Annotated in this window: 21 protein-coding genes, 1 tRNA gene, 1 pseudogene and 1 riboswitch; of the genes and pseudogenes, 11 read left to right on the top strand and 12 right to left on the bottom strand. The window is 61.8% G+C overall.

The window, feature by feature from the left end:
* Positions 1-94: 94 nt before the first annotated feature.
* The 7 genes and pseudogenes from JL474_RS21455 to cbiB all read right to left on the bottom strand — a co-directional run.
* Positions 95-1,129 (bottom strand): annotated as a pseudogene (locus JL474_RS21455) (ATP-binding protein); the annotation flags it as partial.
* Complete coding sequence (locus JL474_RS04255; RefSeq protein WP_203141042.1) at positions 1,110-1,874, bottom strand: CbtA family protein; 765 nt, start codon at positions 1,872-1,874, stop codon at positions 1,110-1,112. The gene JL474_RS04255 and the pseudogene JL474_RS21455, both read right to left, overlap by 20 nt.
* Positions 1,875-1,971: 97 nt before the next feature.
* Positions 1,972-2,163: a CbtB domain-containing protein gene (locus JL474_RS04260; RefSeq protein WP_203141043.1), complete on the bottom strand. Its 192-nt coding sequence runs from the start codon at positions 2,161-2,163 to the stop codon at positions 1,972-1,974.
* 34 nt (positions 2,164-2,197) lie between these two features.
* Positions 2,198-2,409: riboswitch (cobalamin riboswitch) on the bottom strand.
* A gap of 49 nt (positions 2,410-2,458) precedes the next feature.
* Positions 2,459-3,172, bottom strand: a complete 714-nt coding sequence (bluB, locus tag JL474_RS04265; RefSeq protein WP_203141044.1) for a 5,6-dimethylbenzimidazole synthase — start codon at positions 3,170-3,172, stop codon at positions 2,459-2,461.
* On the bottom strand, positions 3,172-4,644 hold the full coding sequence (locus tag JL474_RS04270) for a cobyric acid synthase (protein ID WP_203141045.1): 1,473 nt from the start codon (positions 4,642-4,644) through the stop codon (positions 3,172-3,174). Before JL474_RS04270 ends, bluB begins: the two co-directional genes overlap by 1 nt.
* Positions 4,645-4,662: 18 nt before the next feature.
* Positions 4,663-5,730, bottom strand: coding sequence for a threonine-phosphate decarboxylase CobD (gene cobD / locus JL474_RS04275; RefSeq protein ID WP_203141046.1), 1,068 nt, complete (start codon positions 5,728-5,730; stop codon positions 4,663-4,665).
* Positions 5,731-5,744: 14 nt separating this feature from the next.
* Complete coding sequence (cbiB, locus tag JL474_RS04280; RefSeq protein ID WP_203141047.1) at positions 5,745-6,656, bottom strand: adenosylcobinamide-phosphate synthase CbiB; 912 nt, start codon at positions 6,654-6,656, stop codon at positions 5,745-5,747.
* A 147-nt stretch (positions 6,657-6,803) separates the two neighbouring features.
* Between cbiB and cobT the strand changes: the two genes are divergently transcribed.
* Together cobT and JL474_RS04290 are read left to right on the top strand one after the other, a co-directional pair.
* Entirely contained in the window at positions 6,804-7,865 is a 1,062-nt protein-coding gene (gene cobT / locus JL474_RS04285; protein ID WP_203141048.1) for a nicotinate-nucleotide--dimethylbenzimidazole phosphoribosyltransferase, read from the top strand.
* On the top strand, positions 7,862-8,494 hold the full coding sequence (locus JL474_RS04290) for a histidine phosphatase family protein (RefSeq protein ID WP_203141049.1): 633 nt from the start codon (positions 7,862-7,864) through the stop codon (positions 8,492-8,494). Before cobT ends, JL474_RS04290 begins: the two co-directional genes overlap by 4 nt.
* A 6-nt stretch (positions 8,495-8,500) precedes the next feature.
* Here JL474_RS04290 and cobU read toward each other — a convergent pair whose 3' ends face one another.
* Complete coding sequence (gene cobU, locus JL474_RS04295) at positions 8,501-9,019, bottom strand: bifunctional adenosylcobinamide kinase/adenosylcobinamide-phosphate guanylyltransferase (protein WP_203141050.1); 519 nt, start codon at positions 9,017-9,019, stop codon at positions 8,501-8,503.
* Positions 9,020-9,164: 145 nt separating this feature from the next.
* Between cobU and cobS the strand changes: the two genes are divergently transcribed.
* Positions 9,165-9,935, top strand: coding sequence for an adenosylcobinamide-GDP ribazoletransferase (cobS, locus tag JL474_RS04300; protein WP_203141051.1), 771 nt, complete (start codon positions 9,165-9,167; stop codon positions 9,933-9,935).
* A gap of 112 nt (positions 9,936-10,047) precedes the next feature.
* Here the strand turns inward: cobS and JL474_RS04305 are convergent.
* Positions 10,048-10,138 (bottom strand) — tRNA-Ser (locus JL474_RS04305).
* 347 nt (positions 10,139-10,485) lie between these two features.
* Here JL474_RS04305 and JL474_RS04310 point away from each other — a divergent pair.
* The 6 genes from JL474_RS04310 (at position 10,486) to JL474_RS04335 (ending at position 13,722) form a co-directional block, all read left to right on the top strand.
* On the top strand, positions 10,486-11,208 hold the full coding sequence (locus JL474_RS04310) for a Bax inhibitor-1/YccA family protein (RefSeq protein ID WP_123634484.1): 723 nt from the start codon (positions 10,486-10,488) through the stop codon (positions 11,206-11,208).
* Positions 11,209-11,282: 74 nt separating this feature from the next.
* The gene (tusD, locus tag JL474_RS04315) at positions 11,283-11,702 is read left to right on the top strand and encodes a sulfurtransferase complex subunit TusD (RefSeq protein WP_203141052.1); all 420 of its coding nucleotides are present in this window, start codon (positions 11,283-11,285) and stop codon (positions 11,700-11,702) included.
* Positions 11,699-12,049, top strand: a complete 351-nt coding sequence (locus tag JL474_RS04320) for a DsrE family protein (RefSeq protein WP_123634436.1) — start codon at positions 11,699-11,701, stop codon at positions 12,047-12,049. Before tusD ends, JL474_RS04320 begins: the two co-directional genes overlap by 4 nt.
* Positions 12,049-12,333, top strand: a complete 285-nt coding sequence (gene tusB / locus JL474_RS04325; RefSeq protein WP_203141053.1) for a sulfurtransferase complex subunit TusB — start codon at positions 12,049-12,051, stop codon at positions 12,331-12,333. The genes JL474_RS04320 and tusB overlap by 1 nt, the downstream gene beginning before the upstream one ends.
* Positions 12,333-12,659, top strand: a complete 327-nt coding sequence (locus JL474_RS04330) for a TusE/DsrC/DsvC family sulfur relay protein (protein ID WP_123634434.1) — start codon at positions 12,333-12,335, stop codon at positions 12,657-12,659. The genes tusB and JL474_RS04330 overlap by 1 nt, the downstream gene beginning before the upstream one ends.
* A gap of 7 nt (positions 12,660-12,666) precedes the next feature.
* Positions 12,667-13,722 (top strand): glycosyl transferase family protein, encoded by a 1,056-nt coding sequence (locus tag JL474_RS04335; protein WP_203141054.1) that lies wholly within the window; start codon positions 12,667-12,669, stop codon positions 13,720-13,722.
* Here JL474_RS04335 and JL474_RS04340 read toward each other — a convergent pair.
* The 3 genes from JL474_RS04340 to nfuA all read right to left on the bottom strand — a co-directional run bounded on the left by JL474_RS04340 (position 13,699) and on the right by nfuA (position 16,122).
* Positions 13,699-14,049: a hypothetical protein gene (locus JL474_RS04340; RefSeq protein ID WP_203141055.1), complete on the bottom strand. Its 351-nt coding sequence runs from the start codon at positions 14,047-14,049 to the stop codon at positions 13,699-13,701. The genes JL474_RS04335 and JL474_RS04340 overlap by 24 nt on opposite strands.
* Before the next feature lie 23 nt (positions 14,050-14,072).
* Positions 14,073-15,290 (bottom strand): DUF445 domain-containing protein, encoded by a 1,218-nt coding sequence (locus JL474_RS04345; protein ID WP_123634431.1) that lies wholly within the window; start codon positions 15,288-15,290, stop codon positions 14,073-14,075.
* Between the two features lie 244 nt (positions 15,291-15,534).
* Positions 15,535-16,122, bottom strand: a complete 588-nt coding sequence (nfuA, locus tag JL474_RS04350) for a Fe-S biogenesis protein NfuA (RefSeq protein ID WP_123634430.1) — start codon at positions 16,120-16,122, stop codon at positions 15,535-15,537.
* Positions 16,123-16,336: 214 nt separating this feature from the next.
* Between nfuA and metH the strand changes: the two genes are divergently transcribed.
* A complete protein-coding gene (gene metH / locus JL474_RS04355) occupies positions 16,337-20,035 on the top strand; it encodes a methionine synthase (protein WP_203141056.1) in 3,699 nt (1,232 codons plus the stop codon).
* 50 nt (positions 20,036-20,085) lie between these two features.
* Positions 20,086-20,319 (top strand): DUF2970 domain-containing protein, encoded by a 234-nt coding sequence (locus JL474_RS04360; RefSeq protein WP_123634428.1) that lies wholly within the window; start codon positions 20,086-20,088, stop codon positions 20,317-20,319.
* Positions 20,320-20,478 lie beyond the last annotated feature (159 nt).

Here is a 20,478-nt window from a genome sequence, read left to right on the forward strand (position 1 = left end):
GTTGGGCGCGGCGCTGTCCGGCGTGATCGCCTTTGCGGGCTTTCGAGGCCGGGGTTGTCGTCCGCTGGTGGGCATTGTGCTGTGACTGTGAAGCCGGTGGCGCGCGCCAGTCGACGGCTTCGGTACGCTGGGCCTCGGGCGGCAGAGCGCCCCACTGCCCTTGTTCTTCTCGGCCATCACCCTGACGCCCCCTATTCTGACCATCGAGAGGGTCCGATCCGGATGAGCCGTCTTTGGGCGCCGGCGGTTCCGTGGGCGGTGTCGTGCGCCGGTGCGCGAGCACCCAGGGTTCGACCGCTTCGATATCGTGCAGCGAGATCGAACCATCCCCTCGCCAGGCGGCATGGGCCTGCGCCGCCCGGTGCCAGGTCACGTCCGCGCGCAGTCCTTCGACGCCCGCCGCCTCGCATTGTTCGGCGATGTGGGGATACGCCCAGTCCGGTGTCGCCACTGCGGCCAGGCTTTCCCGGGCGTGGACAATACGATTCGCGAGTGTCTGCTGCGCGTCTTCAAATTGCGCGCAGAAACGCAGTGGATCGTTTTCGAAAGCTTCCCGCTGCTGGACGATGGCCACCCGGTCCGCCCGTGGAATCGAGCGCTCCAGCTCCAGGCACAGCCCGAAACGGTCCAGCAGTTGTGGCCTCAACTCCCCTTCATCCGGGTTCATCGTGCCGATCAGGGCAAAGCGCGCTGAGTGGGTGTGGCTGATTCCGTCCCGCTCCACCACGTTGGTGCCCCGGGCCGCCGCATCCAGCAGCAAGTCCACCAGCGCGTCGGGCAACAGGTTGACTTCATCCACGTAGAGAACGCCACTGTCGGCCTTCGCCAGCAAACCGGGCTGGAATCGTACGCTCTGATCGGCCAGCACACCCTGCAGGTCGAGGCTGCCGATCAGGCGATCTTCGCTCGTGCCCAGCGGCAGGTTCACGAAGGGCGAACGTCTGCCTTCACCATCGATCGGCAGGATGTCCGCCAACGCCCGGGCCAGTGTCGACTTGGCGCTTCCCCGGGGACCGCTGATCAGTACGCCGCCGATTTTCGGGTTAATCGCGTTCAGGATCAGCGCCGTCTTCAGCGACGATTGACCGACGATGGCCGTGAACGGAAACTCAGTCGGCTGCGTTGACATGACCCAACCGCCCCTTGTCCGCCAGACGTTTCAGCACCAGGGCGCACAGCACGCCGGCCAGCAGCCAGAACCCGAGATTGGCCAGCCCGGATGCCCAGATAAATCGGTGATGCAGCTCGGTCAGCGCCAGCACCGCCTCGGGATCCGGATTGGCGAACATCGGTCCGTCATGGGCCGGCACGAAAAGCTGCGGAGCGATCAGCAACGGCACACCCAGGAGCCGCTTCCAGCCCGCGGCGAGAAACAGTAAACCGAGACCGGCGGCCGCCAACATCACAGTGACGATCCACCAGGTTTGCCGGAGTTCGAGAGCTGCGGCGCTGGCCCCGGGAATTTCAGGCGGCAGACCGATCGACGGCGCAATGAACACCGCCAGATATCCCAGTGCGCCCAGCAACAAACCCTGCTGGACTTTTGGGGTCATTCGGCCCCTTTCCCGCAGTTGGTTCATCAGGACCAGCAGGATGGCCGCGAAGCCGATACCGGCGCAGATATTGGAAACCGTGGTGTAGAACAGGCGTTCGGCGCCGTCCGCCGGGGCCCAGGCGTTATCGCCATGATGGTGGCCTGTGCTCTCGCCGTGGTCGTGATCGGCGTGATCGTGATGGTGAGCTACCGGCTCAGCGGTTTCGTATTGCTCGGCGGCAAGGATGATGGGCGACGTGCCCAATGCTTCAAAGGCCGTCATGGCCAGCCCCAGGATCAGCCCAACCAGACAGGCGCCCAGGATCAATGAACGGAACATGGTTTTCCCTCCGATGAAAACACAGAATCACGTGACGCGGTTGGCCGGTCAGCAAGTCGACCGACGAACGTCAGCGGTTGTCAGTGATGATCCGTGCTCAGTGGCAGGGAAAAACGAACGTGTGCCGGGTGTCGTGCGCGGCATTGTGCGCGGCACTCATCGGCAGGAAGCCCACCGCATAAAGGATCAGCGCGCCGAAAAGCGCAACCACACCCTGCTGGATGGCTGATGAAACGTGGGAACCAGAACGGGACGCCCGTTCCGTGGAAGGCGTGGAAACTACAGACATGTTATCTCCCCCGGTGCCCGCCGCACCGTCATTGGATGGATCGAAGTGACGGGCCGGTCTTCGGGCTCGAAGAGGAAACGGTCTGTCGACCGTCTCGTCGCCTACGCCTTCCCGGCAAATGCCAGTGGCTCGTGCAGGCTACATCTTCATTACCGATGCGGGGGCAGCGATGGAATTGGCCGTGAGGCTGCACCATACTTCCCGATTATCCTCTCTGTGAGAGGCACCCATCTTCAAGGCGTCCATCGTAATGCAACTCTTACGGCGGGCGCAACGCATCCTGGCGATTTTACGATTATTTCCGTTCAGGCCGCTCTGCCAGCCACTCCGCCAGCGGGTGCTCAGAGCCCAGCGCGCCGGACCAGCGGTCATGGTGCACCAGCTCATCCAGCGGCAACCGGGAACGCCAGCCCTTGGCCTGCAGTTCCGGCTGGTCCAGGAATTCACTCACATACCCGATACACAGGTAAGCCAACGGGTAGACGCCCTCCGGCAACTCCAGCACCTGCGCCAGCTTGTCCTGGTCCAGGATGCTGACCCAGCCCACGCCAATGCCTTCGGCCCGTGCCGCCAGCCACAGGTTCTGGACCGCCAGGCAGGTGCTGAACAGATCCGTTTCCACGATGGAATTCCGGCCCAGGACGTTCGAGCCACCGCGACTGCGGTCGCAGGTGATACAGAGGTTTAACGGACTATCGAGAATGCCCTGGAGTTTGAGGCTGCGGTACGTGGATTCGCGTTCGCCGGTGTAATTGTCCGCAGCCCGCTGGTTTTCCTGGTCGAAATTATCCAGCACACGCTGGCGAACCTCACGGCTTTCGATGACCAGAAAATCCCAGGGCTGCATGAAACCCACGGACGGCGCGTGGTGGGCGGCTTCCAGAAGGCGCCCGAGCACGTCCGGCGGCACCGGGTCCGGCAGGAATTGGGAGCGCACGTCCCGGCGCTCGAAAATGGCGCGGTACAGTCCGCTGCGTTCCTCGTCGGTAAAGGCGTTGTCGGCGGACATCAAACCGTTTCCCCGTTCAGTTTCAGTAGCCGACGCAGCAGGTCGGTATCCAGTTCTTTCTCCAGCTGATCCGCCAGTCGATCGAGCTGATGCAGGCGGTGCTGCTGATAATCGACGGCCCGGCGACTGCGCAGTCCCCAATGGGCCAGGAGCGCCGTACAGGCCTCTGCGCGATCGAAGACTCCATGCACGTAGGTGCCCATTACCTGACCGTCGTCGCTGATCGCGCCGTCCGGCCGACCGTCGAGATAAGCCAGCGGCCTGTTGAGTGCGGCCCCCGTGGTGACGCCGTTGTGAATCTCGTATCCGGTCAGCGGCACCGGGCTCTCAGGACCGTCCAGGTGGAGGCTTCCGGTAACGTTACGCAATTGCTTGCCGGAGACCATGCGCGTATTGATCGCCAGCCAGCCCAGCCCTTCGGTGTTTCCGGGCGTGCCTTCCAGTCCGTCCGGATCGGCCACCCACTCCCCCAGCATCTGGAATCCACCGCAAATCCCAAAGACATGGCCGCCATAACGCAGGTGCCGGGTGATGGCGGCCGGCCAGCCATGCGCCTTCAGCCAGCCCAGGTCCGAGCGGGTGCTTTTGCTCCCCGGCAGGATGATGACGTCGCCCGGCGGAATCGCTTCGCCCTCGCCGACGAATCGCAGATCCACTTCCGGATGCGCCCGCAAGGGATCGAAGTCGTTGTGGTTACTGATGCGCGGCAGTCTCGGCACGATAACCCGAAGCTTTCCACCCCCCTCGGCGCCGCCCAGGTTGACGCTGTCCTCGGCGTCCAGCAACAGGCCCTTGAGGTAGGACAACACGCCGACCACCGGCTTGCCCGTGCGCTCAGTGAGCCAGCTCAGACCAGAGTCCAACAGCCCCGCGTCGCCCCGGAACCGGTTGATCACGAAGCCGGCAATGCGAGCCTGCTCGCTTTCCGAGAGCAGCGCCAGCGTACCGACCAACTGGGCAAACACCCCACCCCGTTCGATGTCACCGACCAGCAACACGGGGCAATCGGCGGCTTCGGCAAAGCCCATGTTCGCGATGTCGTTCGCGCGCAGGTTGATTTCGGCCGGACTGCCCGCCCCTTCCGCCACGATCACGTCGTACCGTTCCGAAAGCGCGCGCCAGGCGGCCATCACCGATTCAGCGGCCTCGGCTTTGTAGGCGTGGTAGTCCAGCGCCCCCATGCTGCCGTGGACCTGGCCACGCAGAATGACCTGGGCGCCCGAATCCGTCTGGGGTTTGAGCAAAACCGGGTTCATGTCGCTGTGGGGTTCGATACCGCAGGCCAGCGCCTGCAACGCCGTCGACCGGCCGATTTCTCCGCCGTCGACGGTTACCGCACTGTTCAGCGCCATGTTCTGGGGTTTGAAAGGCGCAACCGAGACGCCCTGGCGAGCCAGCCAGCGACACAGGGCCGCAACGACGGTGCTCTTGCCGGCATCGGAGGTGGTGCCCTGAATCATCAAGGTGGTCATAGTCGATACAGCCTGTGGTTAAAACGCGGAAGATTGGGGATCGTCGAACGAATGGCCCGCAGAGCCCGCACCCCGAATGTCGCAAAACGCCCGCTCAAGTCGGGCCCACTCGCTCTCGACGCCGGGTAGCCCGAACCGCAATGCAGTCGGTGTCTCAAACCGACGCATCAGAATCCCGCGAGCGGCCAGTTGATCGGCCAGCGGGACGGCCTGTTCCGTCACAACGTACTGGAACAGCGCCGTGCCTCCGGCCACTGACAACCCAACCCCTGCCAACAAACCGGCCAGGCGCTCACTGTCCCGGCGCAGGCGCCCGGCGGTGTGTGTTTGCCAGCCGATATCCGTCAGCGCTTCAGTCAGGATGGCGCGAGCCGGCCCACTGACGGCCCAGGGCCCCAGATCGGACGCCAGACGATCGACAATTCCGGACTCACCGAACAGGGCGCCCGCGCGCAGCCCTGCGAGTCCGAAGAACTTGCCAATGGACTTCAGGACGAGCAACCCGGGGCGATCGGCAAACGGTGCCAGGCTGTGAGTGGTTTCATCCGGCAGCAGAAAAGCCTCATCGACCACCAGCCAGCCACCCCGGGACTGCAAGCGATCGTGCCAGTGCAACAGCGTCTCACGATCGACCCGCAATCCCGTCGGGTTATTGGGATGAATCCAGACCAGGACATCCAGCGCATCGAGCCAGTCGTCGTTGTTTTCGGACTTGGCGACCTCCACGGGCACGACGTCATGACCTGCCAACGCCCAGCAACGACCGTGCTCCTCGTAGCCCGGAGCGGGCACACCCACACGGCACCGAGCGCGGAGGCGAGGCAAACCCTGAATAGCGGCCTGGGAACCGGGCACTGGCAGGACACCTGCGCTCTCTGCGGCTTGGGCCCAGCTTTTCAGGATCCGTTCCAGTCCGTCATCGTCTTCAGGAAGTCGTTGCCAGACGCTCGCCGGCAACGACGGAATCGGCCAACCGACCGGATTGATGCCGGTGGACAGATCCAGCCACTGTTCTCTCGGAATGCGCCAGCGACGTACCGCCTCATTGAGGCGCCCGCCGTGTGCCAGGTTATTTGGAGATGCCATGGTTCCTTCCGATTTCACAGGATGACCGACAACAACACCGCCGCGATCAGCCACAATGCAACGCCCCGGTAGACGAGGCGAATCGAGGCCCGTATCGAATCGGCTGTCGCCGCAGGCCCAGCGCCCAGTACCGGACGCTGCCGCAGCCCTTCGCTGTAGGGCGCCGCACCACCCAGGGATACGCCGAGCGCGCCGGCTCCAGCTGCCATCACCGGGCCGGCATTGGGGCTTTCCCAGGATCGCCCTTGCGTCTGCCAACATTGCCAGGCCCTTCGGGTTTGGCCGACCAGTGCATAGGTCAACGCCGTCAGACGGGCCGGGATCGCGTTCATGACGTCGTCCAGGCGCGCAGCAAACCGGCCGAACCGATTGAATCGCTCGTTTCGATAACCCCACATGGCGTCCAGCGTGTTGACCATGCGATGCAGGACAACCCCGGGCAGCCCAGCAACGAGATACCAGAACAGGCTGGCGAACACCGCGTCCGCTCCGTTTTCCAGCATGGACTCCGTGGCCGCAGTGGCTACCCCGGTGTCGTCCAGTGCCTCGGTTTTGCGGCTGACGATCCGGCCGACGGCCTTCCGGGCGGCAGGCAGGTCGCCCTTTTCCAATTCAACGGCGACAGCCTGCCCGTGCTCGGCGAGGCCTCTCAGGGACATGGCCAGCCAGAGTACAATAACCTCGAGTGTCAGCCGTAACGGGTCGGGCGTTAAGTCAGTGACCAGCCAGGCAACCCCCGTGATCGGGACGGTGAGGATCATCACCCCCGCCACGCCATTGCTGATCGAACCCGGAGCCCGATTCAAGCGTTGCTCGACCCTGGACACCCACCGACCGTAGGCAACCAGCGGATGACATCGCCGGGGTTCTCCCAGCCAGTGATCCAGCAGCACGGCAAACAGACAGACACCGGCAGAAGCTAACAATTCAGGCCTTCCTCGACGTAAATGCCCGGCAATTGACCCAGGGCATGACTCCAGACAAGCGGCACAGTCTACTCGACCGACACCACCTTGACACCATACCGGCACCGTACGACTATCGTCCGCCCGCTCACCCTGCAGGAATGTGTTATGACCCTACCGGTTGCCTGGACCCACCCCCTACCCGAGCCTGATATGGCCTTCACTGAACGTGCCAGGGAGCAGCAAAACCAGCTGACCAAGCCCCCGGGCTCCCTGGGTCGACTGGAAAACGCCGCCATTGCCCTGTGTGGCCAGCAACGCCGCCAGACGCCTTCCGCGGACCGTGTTCATATCGCCGTGTTTGCCGGCGATCATGGTGTGTGCGAGGAAGGGATTTCCGCGTTTCCACAGGCGGTGACCGCCCAGATGATTGCCAATTTCGCCGGCGGTGGCGCCGCGATCAACGTGCTGGCCAAACAGCTGGGGGCTTCACTGGAGGTCGTTAATCTCGGCACCGTCGGTGAGGTGCCAGCCGACCTGCCCGGCGTAGTACAGGCGGTCATTGCGCCCTCGACCGGCAATATTGCTGTAGAGCCGGCCATGACCGGTCGCCAGCTGGCAGAGGCCCTTTCCGCCGGCGACCAGGCCGCCGCACGGGCCGCCGAAGCCAGCGCCGACCTGTTGATCGCCGGGGACATGGGCATAGGCAATACCACAGCCGCGGCCGCGATCGCCTGCGCCCTTCTGGATGAGGCGCCTGAAACGCTCGTGGGGGCCGGAACCGGGCTCGATCCGGAAGCGATCAAGCACAAGGCAACGGTCGTCGGTCGTGCCCTTGAGCGGCATGGGAAAAACCGCGATCCGCTGGCGGTCCTGCAATCGCTGGGCGGTTTCGAGATTGCGGCCATTGCCGGTGCCTACCTGGGCGCCGCAGCCCGGGGCATTCCCGTCGTGGTGGACGGTTTTATTGCCTCGGCGGCGGCTCTGGTGGCCGTTCGTCAACAACCCGCATTGAGCGCCTGGATGCACTTCGGCCACTGCTCGGCGGAACAGGGGCATCGCCGTGTACTGGCGGCGCTGGACGCGGAGCCGTTGCTTGACCTGGGCATGCGGCTGGGCGAAGGCAGTGGTGCCGCGACCGCCGTGACCCTGCTGCGCTCGGCGTGCGCGCTGCACAACCAGATGGCCAGCTTCGCCGATGCCGGCGTCAGTGACGGGAGTGACGCATGAGTGATGACGGCGCGACGCTGATCGACCTGATCCGCCACGGTGAACCCAGTGGCGGCCCCATGTTCCGGGGCAGCAAGGACGATCCCCTCAGCGAGACTGGCTGGCGGCAGATGCGCACAGCAATCTCAAGCGAAGACCGCTGGGATGTGATCGTGACCTCGCCGCTGCAACGGTGCCGCGGATTTGCTGAGTGGCTGGGAGCGGAGCATGGGCTCGATGTCGAGGTGGTCGACCGTCTGCGGGAAGTCAGTTTCGGGGATTGGGAAGGCAAAACGGCAGCGGATATTGAGGCGGCGTACGGTGATCACCTGAAACGCTTCTGGGCGGATCCGGTCGCCAATACGCCGGCAGGGGGTGAAGTGCTTACGGCCTTTTCCGAGCGGGTCCTGGGCGGCTGGACGCAGTTGAAAGCGACTTACCCCGGAAAACGGATCCTGCTTGTCTGCCACGGCGGCGTTATCCGGATGATCCTGGCCAATGTGCTGGGTATCCCGCTCAGCCAGTCGTTTTCCGGATTTGCCGTGCCCTTTGCCTGCCGCAGCCGGATCCGCGTTGACCGGACGCCACACGGGGAGTTCAGTGCCCTGCTGAGTCATACGCCGCTGGCTTCCGAACCCCACTTGCGCTGAGTGGGATCAGGCCGGCGCTTTCAGCGTCAGCGGCAGCCCGGCCACACTCATCACGACCCGATCGCAGACCCGGGCTAGCGCCTGATTCAGCCACCCCAGCTCGTCGCAGAAACGCCGGGTCAGCGGGTCCATGCCGATCGTGCCCAGCCCGACCTCGTTACTGACGATCACTACGGGCCCGTTGTGAGCGCTCAACGCATCAATGAATCGCTGTTTCTCCAGCGCCAACACCTCGTCACCGGCATGCAGCAAATTGCTCAGCCAGAGACTCATGCAATCCACCAGCAGGCAGTTTTCGGATGATTGCGAGTCCAGCACATGCGCCAACGAGATGGGCTCCTCGACCAGCCCCCACTCATCGGGACGTAATGACTGGTGCCGTTTGATCCGGCGCGCCATCTCGTCATCGCCGGCCGTCGCCGTGGCCACGTAGGTGACCGGGGCGCCGGAATCAGCCGCCATCTGTTCCGCCAACGCCGTCTTGCCGGAGCGAATCCCGCCCAGAACCAGTATGTTTTCGGCCATCCGCCGGATCTCCTAACGTTCCACCATCGTCAACCCCTGCGCAAAGGCAGCGAGGCCGCACAGGTTAACACGTCGACGCCCCTGCCCCTGTCAATTCAACCATTTCCCTTTAAAATGCGCCTTCCACCGGCAGAACGAGTTGAACGTGAGCGCACCAACGTCCCGACTGAATCAGGAATGGCAAACCTTCTGGCTGGCCGTGAGCTTCCTCACCCGGATTCCGCTGCCGGTCCGGATCGATTATTCCCAGCAGCGCATGAACAACAGCAGCATGTATTTTCCCCTCGTAGGACTGCTGTTGGGTGCCATCTACGCCGCCGTTTACGTCTCCCTGGACGCGGTTTTCAGCCCGCTCGTCAGCGTGTTGCTGGTGATGATTTTGCACCTCTGGCTGACCGGTGCCTTCCACGAGGACGGCCTCGCCGACAGCGTTGATGCCCTGGGCGGCGGATACACGGTGGAGGATCGGCTGCGGATCATGAAGGACAGCCGGATCGGCACCTACGGTGCGGCTGCCCTGATCATGGCCCTGGCGCTGAAAGCCGCATTGCTGCTGGATACCCGGCCGATCTGGCTGGCGCTGTTGCTGGCACCGGCCATCTCGCGTTTTACGCCCCTGCTGATGATGCACTACTTGCCTTACGTCACCTTGTCCGAACACAGCAAAACCAAACCGGTTGCCTCCGGCTTTCCGGCCAAACGGCTGGGTTTCGCCTTTGTCGTGACCCTGCTCATCGTTCTGACCGGCACGCTAAAGGATGATGCATTGCTGCTGATCAGTCTGCTGGCCACCGCTGGCGTCGCATTGGTCTGGGGCCGTTATCTGAAAACGCAATTGGGGGGCTATACCGGGGATGCGCTGGGAGCCAGCGTGGTTCTGTCAGAACTGGTCTTACTGATCGGGCTGGCGATCTAAACGAAATCCGGCCCCTGGAAAACTCACAGGAATCACTGAAGGTGGTGGTTTGCACCGGATCTGGTGCGGATCGTTTTGGAAACGTTCGGGGAAGCCGAGAAGAGAAGAAAAGTGGCGGTGGGCCAGGGATTCGAACCCCGGGAGGGCTACTAACCCTCGGCGGTTTTCAAGACCGCTGCATTCAGCCACTCTGCCAGCCCACCGCATTCGCTTGTTGCGAGCTGCCTTGCGACAGCGGGGAGCATGATACCGGAATCGATTGGCCTGTCAACGGCGATTCACGGGAATTTTATCGTTATCCCATGATGTTGAACCAAAAACAGACAATTCGGTCCAAGCGTTACAAATTCTTTGATAAGACGTTGAATCTTGCGTATTTGCCCTTATCATGAGGGTAGGTTGATTGAACTGTTGAAGTAGTCTAGTAGCGGTTCTGTTGCAAGCACGGTAAAGCGAATCGCCCTTCGTTCCCGTATAGATATAGAGAGGCGCCACTAGACTGCTTCGAAAGTTCCAACCTTAACGTTCCACCATCTGACTGGAGATTATGATGGACGACAGACGCTTCCAAGTTCGCAACGGCCAGGGTGCTTATGCCCAGAGCCATACCGGAAGTGCAACGACCGGTATCGACGCCAATGCGATGAAGGTGTTGCGCAATACCTATTCCCTGCTCTCGATGACGCTGTTGTTCAGCGCCATTATGGCCGGTGTGTCCATGTCAATCGGCCTCGGCCAGGGGGCCAGCCTGATCTGCAGTCTGGGTGCTCTGGCCCTGGTATGGCTGGTGCTGCCGCGGACCGCGAACAGCTCAGCCGGCATCGCCGTCGTGTTCGCCTTCACCGGCCTGCTCGGCCTGGGCCTCGGCCCGCTGCTCAACCATTACCTGGCCATGTCCAACGGCAGCGCCATCATCATGCAGGCGCTGGGCGGTACCGCCATCGTCTTCATGACCCTGTCGGCCTACGTCCTGACCACCAAGAAGGACTTCAGCTTCATGGGCGGCATGCTCATGGCCGGTCTGGTGGTGGTGCTGGTGGCCGCTCTGGGCTCCCTCGTTGCAGGCATGTTTGGCGTTGACGTCGCAGCCTTCAGCCTGGCGATCAGTGCTGCCATCGTCCTGCTGATGTCTGGCTTCATCCTGTTTGATACCAGCCGTATCATTCACGGTGGTGAGACCAACTACATCATGGCGACCACAGCGCTGTACCTGAACATCTACAACCTGTTCGTCAGCCTGCTGCACATTCTGGGCGCCCTGAACGACGACTGATATCATTCAGGTCTCCCGTACCAGAAACCCCGGTTCGCCGGGGTTTTTTCGTCTAAGCCGTTTAAGGAATGCTCATGATTGCTGAGGACGCCGCCCGCTTTACCCTCGTAATCACCGGTGCCCCCTACGCCAGTCAGGCGCCCCAGACCGCCCTGCACTTCGCCCGCGCCGCGATCTCCGGCGGTCACACCATCGCCCAGGTTTTCCTGTATGGCGATGGCGTGCACCTGGCCTCCAACCTGACCAGCCCGCCCAGCGATGAAACCGACTGGCCGGCCGAATGGCGGGCATTCCTCAACGAGCACCAGATCCCGGCCACCTGCTGCATCGCGTCCGCCTTGAGGCGCGGTTTGCTGGACGACTCCGAAGCCAGGCGCTACGAGAAGCCCGCCAGCAATGTATCGGCACCCTACCAGGTCGCCGGATTAGGCGATTGGCTGGCGGCCACCCAGGACAGCACGCGCACCCTGTATTTCAACGGAGGCCAATCATGAGCCGGCGCTACCTGTTCGTCATCGATCGAGCGCCCTACGGCGACTGGAGCGGACGCGAAACGCTGGACATGGCACTGTCGGCCGCCGCCTTCGACCAATCCGTGGCGCTGCTATTCACCGGACAGGGCGTCCACTGGCTGCGCGGCGACCAGCAGCCGAAGCGCATTGAACAAAAAACCGTTTCCCGCAATCTGTCCGCTGCCACCATCTTCGGAATTGAAGCGCTGTATGTAACTCAGGCCGAACTGGACCAACTTGGGTCCGCTGTGGATCCAGGCCTGGCGCTATCGGCGGTCGACACCGCCCGGGATCTGGAAAACCAATTCACTGACGTGGTACGTCTGTAATGAACTGCCTGCACATCCTGAACAAGGCTCCCGACGTTCCTCGATTTTCCGCTTGTCTGGCTGACCTCCGGACCGGTGACAGCCTGTTGCTGACGGAAAACGCCGTCCTGGCCACCGTCGACACGGCACTGTCATGGCCGGACGGCATTACGCTGTACGCACTGCAGCCGGACGCCGAAGCCCGCGGCGTCCCTGTGGAAACCAACCCATTTCAGGTACAGTCCATAGACTTCCCCGAATTTGTTACTCTGACGCTTCAAGCAGATAAGGTAGTGTGCTGGTAATGTCCGTTGTAATGCCCGCCCGCAACAGTGAAGGCTTTCTGGAAAATCCCGAGGCGTGGACGCCGCCGGTGGCCGAGCGCATCGCCGCCGAGTCGGACATCGCGTTGAACGACGCCCACTGGGAGATCATTCACATGCTGCGCGATTTCTACGCCGAGCATGAAATGGCCCCGCCAGCCGCCCGCTTTTTCGTGAAGGCCGTCAAGCAGCACTTTGGCGAGGAAAAAGGCAACAGCATCTACCTGATGCAGCTGTTTCCCGGAACCAGCGCCGTGAAGGTGGCCTGCCGGATTGCCGGGCTTCCCCGGCCCACCAACTGCCTGTAGGTACGCCATGTCCGACGAACACGCCTCATTGCCCGAAACCAAACCCGGCGAACATCCGTTTGCGCCCTATGTGCGCATTCTGGGCCGGGGTAAGCGCGGCTCCCGGTCGCTGAACCGGGTCGAGGCCCGCCATGCCATGGGGATGATTCTCGCCGGCGAGGTGGAAGACGTGCAGTTGGGGGCCTTCCTGATGCTGATGCGGGTCAAGGAAGAGTCACCGGAGGAACTGGCCGGCTTTGTGGACGCCGTTCGGGCCCAGGCCAATGCCCCCGAAGGACTGGCCGTCGATATTGACTGGTCGTCCTACGCCGGCAAGCGCCGGCACGCGCCCTGGTTTTTCTTTTCCCTGCTGCTGCTGGCGGAGGCCGGCTTGCGGGTTTTCGTCCACGGCGCCGAGGGGCACACACCGGAGCGGATCTATCTGACGACCGTCATGGAGGCATTCGGCTTTCCGGTCGCCCACGACTGGGAAACCGCCGCCCGCCAGCTGGATGAGACCAACCTGTCCTACATGCACCTGCGCGATGTCGCGCCTCGCCTGGCGGAAATGATCGAACTGCGACCGATTCTCGGACTGCGCTCGCCGGTGCATTCACTGTCCCGACTGATCAATCCGCTGTCTGCACCGGTAGTGATGCAAGGCATTTTCCATCCGCCCTACGCCGGCCTGCACCAGGGCGCCGGTGAACTGCTGGGTTACGAGCGTGTTGCCGTCATTCGGGGTGAAGGTGGAGAAATTGAACGCAATCCGGACAACGTGATGAAGGTCTTCCGGGCCCGCCGGGACGTTGACGGGTTCGTGACCGAAGAGGACAGCTGGTCTGCACTTTTCCCGCAACGACACGTGAAGCCGGAAAAGATCGATGTGACGGATATGGCGCGGGTCTGGCGGGGCGATCTATCGGATGAGTATGGCGAAGCCGCCGTTATCTCCACGGCCGCCCTCGCGCTTTATGAGGCCGGACGTGCCGAGAGCCAGGACGCGGCTCTGGCCCGGGCGGAAGCCCTCTGGAATGAGCGCGACCGCCAGAAATTCGACTCAGCGCTGGCCGTTAGGGGCTGAATCCGGACGGCTGTCCCGTCGCTCCGGATCGTCAAACGAGCCGAGAAAGCTGCTGAGCCCGTTCTCAACCAGGCCCGATCCAAACTTCAGGAACGTTCGGGTCGATTCCTTGAAGGTACTCTCCGGCAGATCCATCAACCCCTCCTGGACGCCTTCCTTCACACCCTGGCGCACGCGTTGCTCAACGCGGTCACCGGCCGCTTTCAGCTCTTCGACCTTGCGATCGATGTACGGCCGCAAAACGAAGCGATAGAACGCCGCCAACACCACCAGAACGGTTATCGCGGTCACCACGATGTGTACGAGAATATCTTGCCAGATCGCCATGGTGGGGATCTCCGTGTGTTGCCCTAAAAGCCGATCGAAACCGGCCAGTAATAAAGAAAACCCAGTTGTACCGCGCCAGCAATCGCGCCGAACAGGCCGCCCACCAGCATCAGGTACAGCTCCTCCTCCTTGAAGGCCGGTCGCAGGATATCCTGGAACTCGGCGGGGCCAAGCGCTTTCATTTGCTGGGCCAGAACACCGGCGACCACCGGTGCCCGCTCGCGATTGAATTCCGGATCGCAGAACACGTGCCCCGTCGCCAGGATGGCTTTGTCGTTCATGGCCTTCTTCAGCTCGGTATAGCCGCTCATTCCGACACTCAGCTGGGCGCCCAGCTTCATCAACACCGACTGATCCAACAGGGGCCGCAGGTGCTTCTGGATGATGGCGCGGGTTCGGCCGCCTTCCCGTCCGTTGATCATGGCGTCGGCTACCTTTTCCACGGTCAGCAGCTCTTCGGCGACCAGGCGACTCCAGACGTCGCTGATTTCATCCTGGCGACGCAGGAACAGTCCCTGCACCCGCCAACCCAAGATCCGCAACGGATTGAGGGGGCGAAAAATCAGGTTGATCGCCAGCCAGTTGGTGAGGAAGCCGACCACGAAACCGGTCAGTGGCAGCAACCACGGAAACGGAAAGGATATCCAGGCCGGCAGGATCGCCGCACCGAGCAGGCCACCGATCAGGGCCCCCTTGTTGATGACTGAACGCAGTTCCACGGCGCCGGCCTGCTGGAAGATGCGGTTCATCAGGTCGGGGTGACGCTTGAGTTCGCGACTCAGAAGCGCTTTCAGATCAACGATGTCACTGAGGTCGTCGCCAAAATCCTCGACCAGGGATTCAATTCGCGCGGGCAGTTGCTCCCGGGCCCACTGGTAGATCCGGTTGCGCAAAAACGTGGGCATGTTGTCCCAGAGCACCGGCTGCACGTCGTACATGATCTCATCGATGTACTCATCCAGCCGCGGCGTGACCTGGGAGACGACTTGCTGGACGATGCGTTCGGGATCCAGCTTTTCATAGACCAGGCTCAGATCACCGAATTGCTGCAGCGTGCGGTCCACACAGATGTGGGCCATCTTCTCCGACTTGCGTGGAATCACGCCCTGCCAGCCGAACCAGCGCCCCAAACCGATGAAATTCACCGGATAGAAGGACATCTGGATCGCCAACCAGTTGGTGAACCAGCCAACAAAAGCGGCCATCAACGGAATGGACCACAGCGTTGAATCGCTGAACATGGGTACCCCAGTCAATCTGTCCGGGCCTGCCGAGCCGGAACATAAACGTCATCGTCGGACCCGCCCGATAGAGAGTCCGGAACCTGTGTTGGCTATCGCGAGCCTTATTATGATAGCCATGATGGGCCAGCGGGAAGACGGTAACATTGGCCGTCCTGCCGAAAAAAAACAGACTGGAAAGTCCACGAAACGGGCGGGCACAAAAAAAGGTGCCAGCGGCACCTTTCTTGTCGAATCATGACGCTTACTGGTAGTAGGCGTTCTCCGTGTAGGAGTGATCCGTGACGTCACGCACGCCGGTCAGCTCCGGAATACGCTCAGTGAGTGTGGTCTCAACGCCCTGCTTCAGGGTCAGGCTGACCGCGCTGCAACCCTGGCAGCCGCCGCCGAAGCGAAGCACCGCGATGGAGCCATCCGCCACTTCGACCAGCGACACCTCGCCACCGTGGGACGCCAGGCCGGGATTGATCTCGGAAGCCAGGATGTAGTTGATCCGATCCGGTAATGGCGCGTTCTCGTCGATGTTCGGCACTTTGGCATTGGGCGCCTTGATGGTGAGCTGGCCGCCCATCTTGTCCTTGGAATAGTCCACGAACGCATCTTCCAGGAACGGAACGGAGTTGTGATCCAGGAACAGGGTGAACTTGTCCAGATCAACCGTTTCGTCCGTCGGCACCACCTCGTTGGGCGGACAGTAGGCCAAGCAGGTTTCCGCATGCTTCGTGCCCGGTTGGGTCACGAAAATACGGACACCCATACCCTCGACATCCTGCTTCTCGATCAGTTGCGCCAGGTAATCCCGGGCAGAATCAGTAACGGTAACCAATGCCATTTCTCTAACCTGCTTGAGAATTTGAGTTCATTTTAAGGCACCATGGGCCAACATAAAAGACCTAGTATTTTACTCAGTCTTTATAATCATCATTGATCTTGACGATGGATTTGAAGGCGGTCACGTCGATTGCAAGCCCCCTAACGACTATACGCCGCATCTTTGCTATTATTTCGCGCCCCGATTCAGATCAACACAACCCGGAAAAGTCCCTATGAGTGATCGTGAGACCCGACTGAAGCAGTTGCACAACGCCCTGAAGGAACGCATTGTTATCCTCGACGGCGGCATGGGGACCATGATCCAGAACCTGAAGCTGGACGAGGACGCTTTCCGGGCCGAGCGCTTCAAGGACTACGACCGGGATGTCCAGGGCAACAACGACCTGCTGAACCTGACCCAGCCTGCCCTGCTCCGCAATATCCACGCGGATTATCTCGCTGCCGGCGCGGACATCATCGAGACCAACACGTTCAACTCCACGCAGCTCTCCCAGAGTGACTACGGCCTGGAGTCGCTGGCCTACGAGCTCAACGTGGCCGGCGCGCAACTGGCGCGCCAGATTGCCGATGAATTTACCGGGCGTGAGCCCCATAAGCCCCGCTTTGTTGCCGGTGCCGTCGGGCCAACATCACGTACGGCCTCCATCTCGCCGGATGTGAACAACCCCGGGTATCGCAACGTCGATTTCCAGACGCTGTACGAGAACTACTACGAAGCGGTCAAGGGCCTGGTGGAAGGCGGCTCTGACTTGATCCTGATCGAGACCATCTTCGACACGCTGAACGCCAAGGCCGCCATTTACGCGACCCAGCAGTATTTCGAAGACAGCGGCATCGAGCTGCCGATCATGATCTCCGGCACGATCACCGACGCCTCCGGACGCACCCTGTCCGGTCAGACCACCGAGGCCTTCTGGAATTCCATTGCCCACGCCCGGCCGATTTCCGTGGGCCTGAATTGCGCTCTGGGCGCCGATGCGCTGCGCCCGTATATCGAGGAACTGTCCAACCGGTCCACGACCTACGTCAGCGCGCATCCCAATGCCGGTCTGCCCAACGAATTCGGCGAATATGACCAGACGCCGGAAGAGATGGCCGACATTATCGAAGCCTTCGCGCGGGACGGCTTCCTGAATATCATCGGCGGCTGCTGTGGTTCACGCCCTGACCACATCGAAGCCATTGCCAACGCCGTGGCCAAGTATCCACCCCGCCAGATTCCCGAGATCAAGCCGGCGCTGCGCCTGTCCGGCCTGGAGCCCTTCACCGGCGATGAGAACACCCTGTTCATCAACGTCGGCGAGCGCACCAACGTCACTGGCTCCAAGCGTTTCCTGCGCCTGATCAAGGAAGAGCAGTACGAGGAGGCGCTCAGCGTCGCCCGGGATCAGGTCGAGAACGGCGCCCAGATCATCGATATCAATATGGATGAGGGCATGCTCGACTCGAAGGACGTGATGGTCCGCTTCCTGAACCTGGTGGCGTCCGAGCCGGATATCGCCCGCGTCCCGATCATGATCGATTCGTCCAAATGGGAAGTGATCGAGGCCGGTCTGCGCTGTATCCAGGGCAAGGCGGTGGTGAACTCCATCAGCCTGAAAGAAGGCGAAGCCGAGTTCATCGCCCGCGCCAAATCCTGCATGCGCTACGGCGCCGCCGTCGTGGTCATGGCCTTTGACGAACAGGGCCAGGCGGACAGTTTCAAGCGCAAGACCGAAATCTGTAAGCGATCCTACGACACGCTGGTGGGCATCGGCTTCAACCCCAGCGATATCATCTTCGATCCGAACATTTTCGCCATCGCCACCGGGATCGAAGAGCACAACAACTACGCCGTCGACTTTATCGAGGCGACCGGCTGGATTCGCAAGAACCTGCCCCACGCGTCCATTTCCGGCGGCGTCAGTAACGTCTCCTTCTCGTTCCGGGGCAACGACGTGGTCCGTGAGGCGATCCACTCGGTGTTCCTGTATCACGCCATCAAGGCCGGCATGAACATGGGGATCGTCAACCCGGGTCAGCTGGTGGTCTATGACGAGATTGATCCGGAGTTGCGCGAGCTGGTCACCGACGTGGTGCTCAACCGCCGGGAGGACGGCACTGATCGCCTGCTCGAGGCGGCCGAGCGCTATCGAGGCGAAGTCGGCAAAGCCCGCGAGGAAGATCTGGCCTGGCGCGAATGGCCCGTTCAGAAACGACTGGAACATGCACTGGTCAAGGGCATCACCACCTACATCATCGAGGACACCGAAGCCTGCCGACAGGAAGCGGATCGCCCCATCGAGGTCATCGAAGGCCCGCTGATGGACGGCATGAATGTGGTGGGTGACCTGTTCGGTGACGGCAAGATGTTCCTGCCGCAGGTCGTGAAGAGCGCCCGCGTCATGAAGCAGGCGGTGGCCCACCTGATCCCCTACATCGAAGCCGAGAAAACCGAGGGACAGCAGGCCAAGGGCAAGATCCTGATGGCGACGGTGAAAGGCGATGTTCACGATATCGGCAAGAACATTGTCGGTGTGGTGCTGCAGTGCAACAACTACGAGGTGATTGATCTCGGCGTCATGGTGCCCTGCGAAAAGATCCTGGCCACCGCCAAGGAAGAGAACGTGGACATCATCGGTCTCAGCGGCCTGATCACGCCGTCGCTGGACGAAATGGTCCACGTTGCCCGGGAAATGCAGCGGCTGGAGTTCGACGTGCCGCTGATGATCGGTGGCGCCACCACCTCCAAGGCGCATACAGCGGTCAAGATCGAGCCGCAGTACAAGAACGACCTGGCACTATACGTGTCGGACGCGTCCCGCTGCGTCAATATCGCCTCACAGCTGCTGAGCCGGACTGCCAAGGAGCCGCTGGTCGAGTCCACCCGCACCGAGTACGACAAGATCCGCGAGCGTCGCAAGAATCGGGGCGAGCGGACCAAGCTCATTGACCTGTCCGCCGCCCGCGAGCGGGACACGGAGATCTCCTTCGACGGCTACCAGCCGGTCAAACCCGCGTTCACCGGCCTGAAGGTGTTCGACGACTATGACCTGAACGAGCTGGTCGATTACATCGACTGGACGCCGTTCTTTATTTCCTGGGACATGTCCGGCAAGTACCCGGCGATCTTTGACGATCCCAAGCGCGGCGATGCCGCCCGGACGCTGTTCGACGACGCCCAGGCGATCCTCAAGCGGATCCTCGAGGAAAAGCGCCTCAAGGCGCGGGCCGTGATCGGTTTCTGGCCGGCCAACCGTCGCGGTGACGATCTGGTGGTCTACACCGACGAAAGCCGCCAGGAGATCCTGACCACCCTGCACCACCTGCGTCAGCAGGATGAAAAATCACCGGGCAAACCCATGCTGGCGCTGTCCGATTATCTGCTTCCGGAAGACAGCGATCAGTGTGATTACGTGGGCGGATTTGCGGTGACTGCGGGTATTGGCGCCGATGACCTGGCCGAGGAATACAAGGCGAAAAACGACGACTACAACGCCATCATGGTGAAAGCCCTCGCGGATCGTCTGGCGGAAGCCTTTGCCGAGCGCATGCACGAGCGCGTGCGTAAGGAATTCTGGGGCTATGACCCGGAGGAAACCCTGGACAACGACGCGCTGATTCGCGAGCGTTACCGCGGTATCCGGCCCGCTCCGGGATATCCGGCCTGCCCGGACCACACCGAAAAGGCCGCCCTGTTCGACCTGCTGCAAGCCCCCGCCAATGCCGGCATGGAATTGACCGAGCATTTCGCCATGCTGCCCGCGGCGGCCGTGTCGGGTTGGTACTTTGCGCATCCCGAGGCGAAGTATTTCTCGGTCGGCAAGATTGGACAGGATCAGGTCGAGGACTACGCTAAACGGAAAGGCATCAGCAAAGCGGAGGCTGAACGCTGGCTGGCCCCGAGTCTGGCGTACGATCCGGCAGAGTAATGTCGGGCGACAACGGCGGGGCTGTCGGCCGGCCCCGCTGGAGTCACTCCATGGCAGACGACAAGACCCACGATCCTGAAAAAACGCCTCGCAAACCCGGTGTCCTCAAGGTCATGCAAGGCATTCTCGCCGGCGCCTTCGGTGTCCAGAGCGAGCGCCATCGGCACCATGATTTCAGCAGCAGCTCGCCACTGCCCTACATCATTGGCGGTATCCTGTTTCTGATCGTTTTCGTGGTTTCCGTGGCGCTGGTCGTGCGCTGGGTCCTGGCGACCCAGACCTGAAGGGCGCTACTGGCCGCTCACCCAAACCACCGCAAAAGCAACCACCAGCAAAATCAGGCAGACGGCCGCCACAGCATCCACCTGACTGTCGGTCATCGACGACTTTTTGCTCATTCTGGCACTCCTCGCCGCTTGTTTTTAATGAAGGAGGCTCAGGAG

This window comes from Marinobacter mangrovi (assembly GCF_016798325.1).
GTDB classification, from domain to species: Bacteria; Pseudomonadota; Gammaproteobacteria; order Pseudomonadales; family Oleiphilaceae; genus Marinobacter_A; species Marinobacter_A mangrovi.

Bases quoted from the DNA above. Each gene is read 5' to 3' on its own strand.
- JL474_RS04260 (WP_203141043.1), bottom strand. From the start codon at position 2,163: ATGTCTGTAGTTTCCACGCCTTCCACGGAACGGGCGTCCCGTTCTGGT.
- tusD (WP_203141052.1), top strand. From the start codon at position 11,283: ATGATTGCTGAGGACGCCGCCCGCTTTACCCTCGTAATCACCGGTGCC.
- JL474_RS04340 (WP_203141055.1), bottom strand. From the start codon at position 14,049: ATGGCGATCTGGCAAGATATTCTCGTACACATCGTGGTGACCGCGATA.
- cobU (WP_203141050.1), bottom strand. From the start codon at position 9,019: ATGGCCGAAAACATACTGGTTCTGGGCGGGATTCGCTCCGGCAAGACG.
- JL474_RS04335 (WP_203141054.1), top strand. From the start codon at position 12,667: ATGTCCGACGAACACGCCTCATTGCCCGAAACCAAACCCGGCGAACAT.
- JL474_RS04310 (WP_123634484.1), top strand. From the start codon at position 10,486: ATGGACGACAGACGCTTCCAAGTTCGCAACGGCCAGGGTGCTTATGCC.
- JL474_RS04255 (WP_203141042.1), bottom strand. From the start codon at position 1,874: ATGTTCCGTTCATTGATCCTGGGCGCCTGTCTGGTTGGGCTGATCCTG.
- JL474_RS04330 (WP_123634434.1), top strand. From the start codon at position 12,333: ATGTCCGTTGTAATGCCCGCCCGCAACAGTGAAGGCTTTCTGGAAAAT.
- JL474_RS04345 (WP_123634431.1), bottom strand. From the start codon at position 15,290: ATGTTCAGCGATTCAACGCTGTGGTCCATTCCGTTGATGGCCGCTTTT.
- JL474_RS04290 (WP_203141049.1), top strand. From the start codon at position 7,862: ATGAGTGATGACGGCGCGACGCTGATCGACCTGATCCGCCACGGTGAA.
- cobD (WP_203141046.1), bottom strand. From the start codon at position 5,730: ATGGCATCTCCAAATAACCTGGCACACGGCGGGCGCCTCAATGAGGCG.
- nfuA (WP_123634430.1), bottom strand. From the start codon at position 16,122: ATGGCATTGGTTACCGTTACTGATTCTGCCCGGGATTACCTGGCGCAA.
- JL474_RS04360 (WP_123634428.1), top strand. From the start codon at position 20,086: ATGGCAGACGACAAGACCCACGATCCTGAAAAAACGCCTCGCAAACCC.
- cobT (WP_203141048.1), top strand. From the start codon at position 6,804: ATGACCCTACCGGTTGCCTGGACCCACCCCCTACCCGAGCCTGATATG.
- tusB (WP_203141053.1), top strand. From the start codon at position 12,049: ATGAACTGCCTGCACATCCTGAACAAGGCTCCCGACGTTCCTCGATTT.
- JL474_RS04320 (WP_123634436.1), top strand. From the start codon at position 11,699: ATGAGCCGGCGCTACCTGTTCGTCATCGATCGAGCGCCCTACGGCGAC.
- JL474_RS04270 (WP_203141045.1), bottom strand. From the start codon at position 4,644: ATGACCACCTTGATGATTCAGGGCACCACCTCCGATGCCGGCAAGAGC.
- bluB (WP_203141044.1), bottom strand. From the start codon at position 3,172: ATGTCCGCCGACAACGCCTTTACCGACGAGGAACGCAGCGGACTGTAC.
- metH (WP_203141056.1), top strand. From the start codon at position 16,337: ATGAGTGATCGTGAGACCCGACTGAAGCAGTTGCACAACGCCCTGAAG.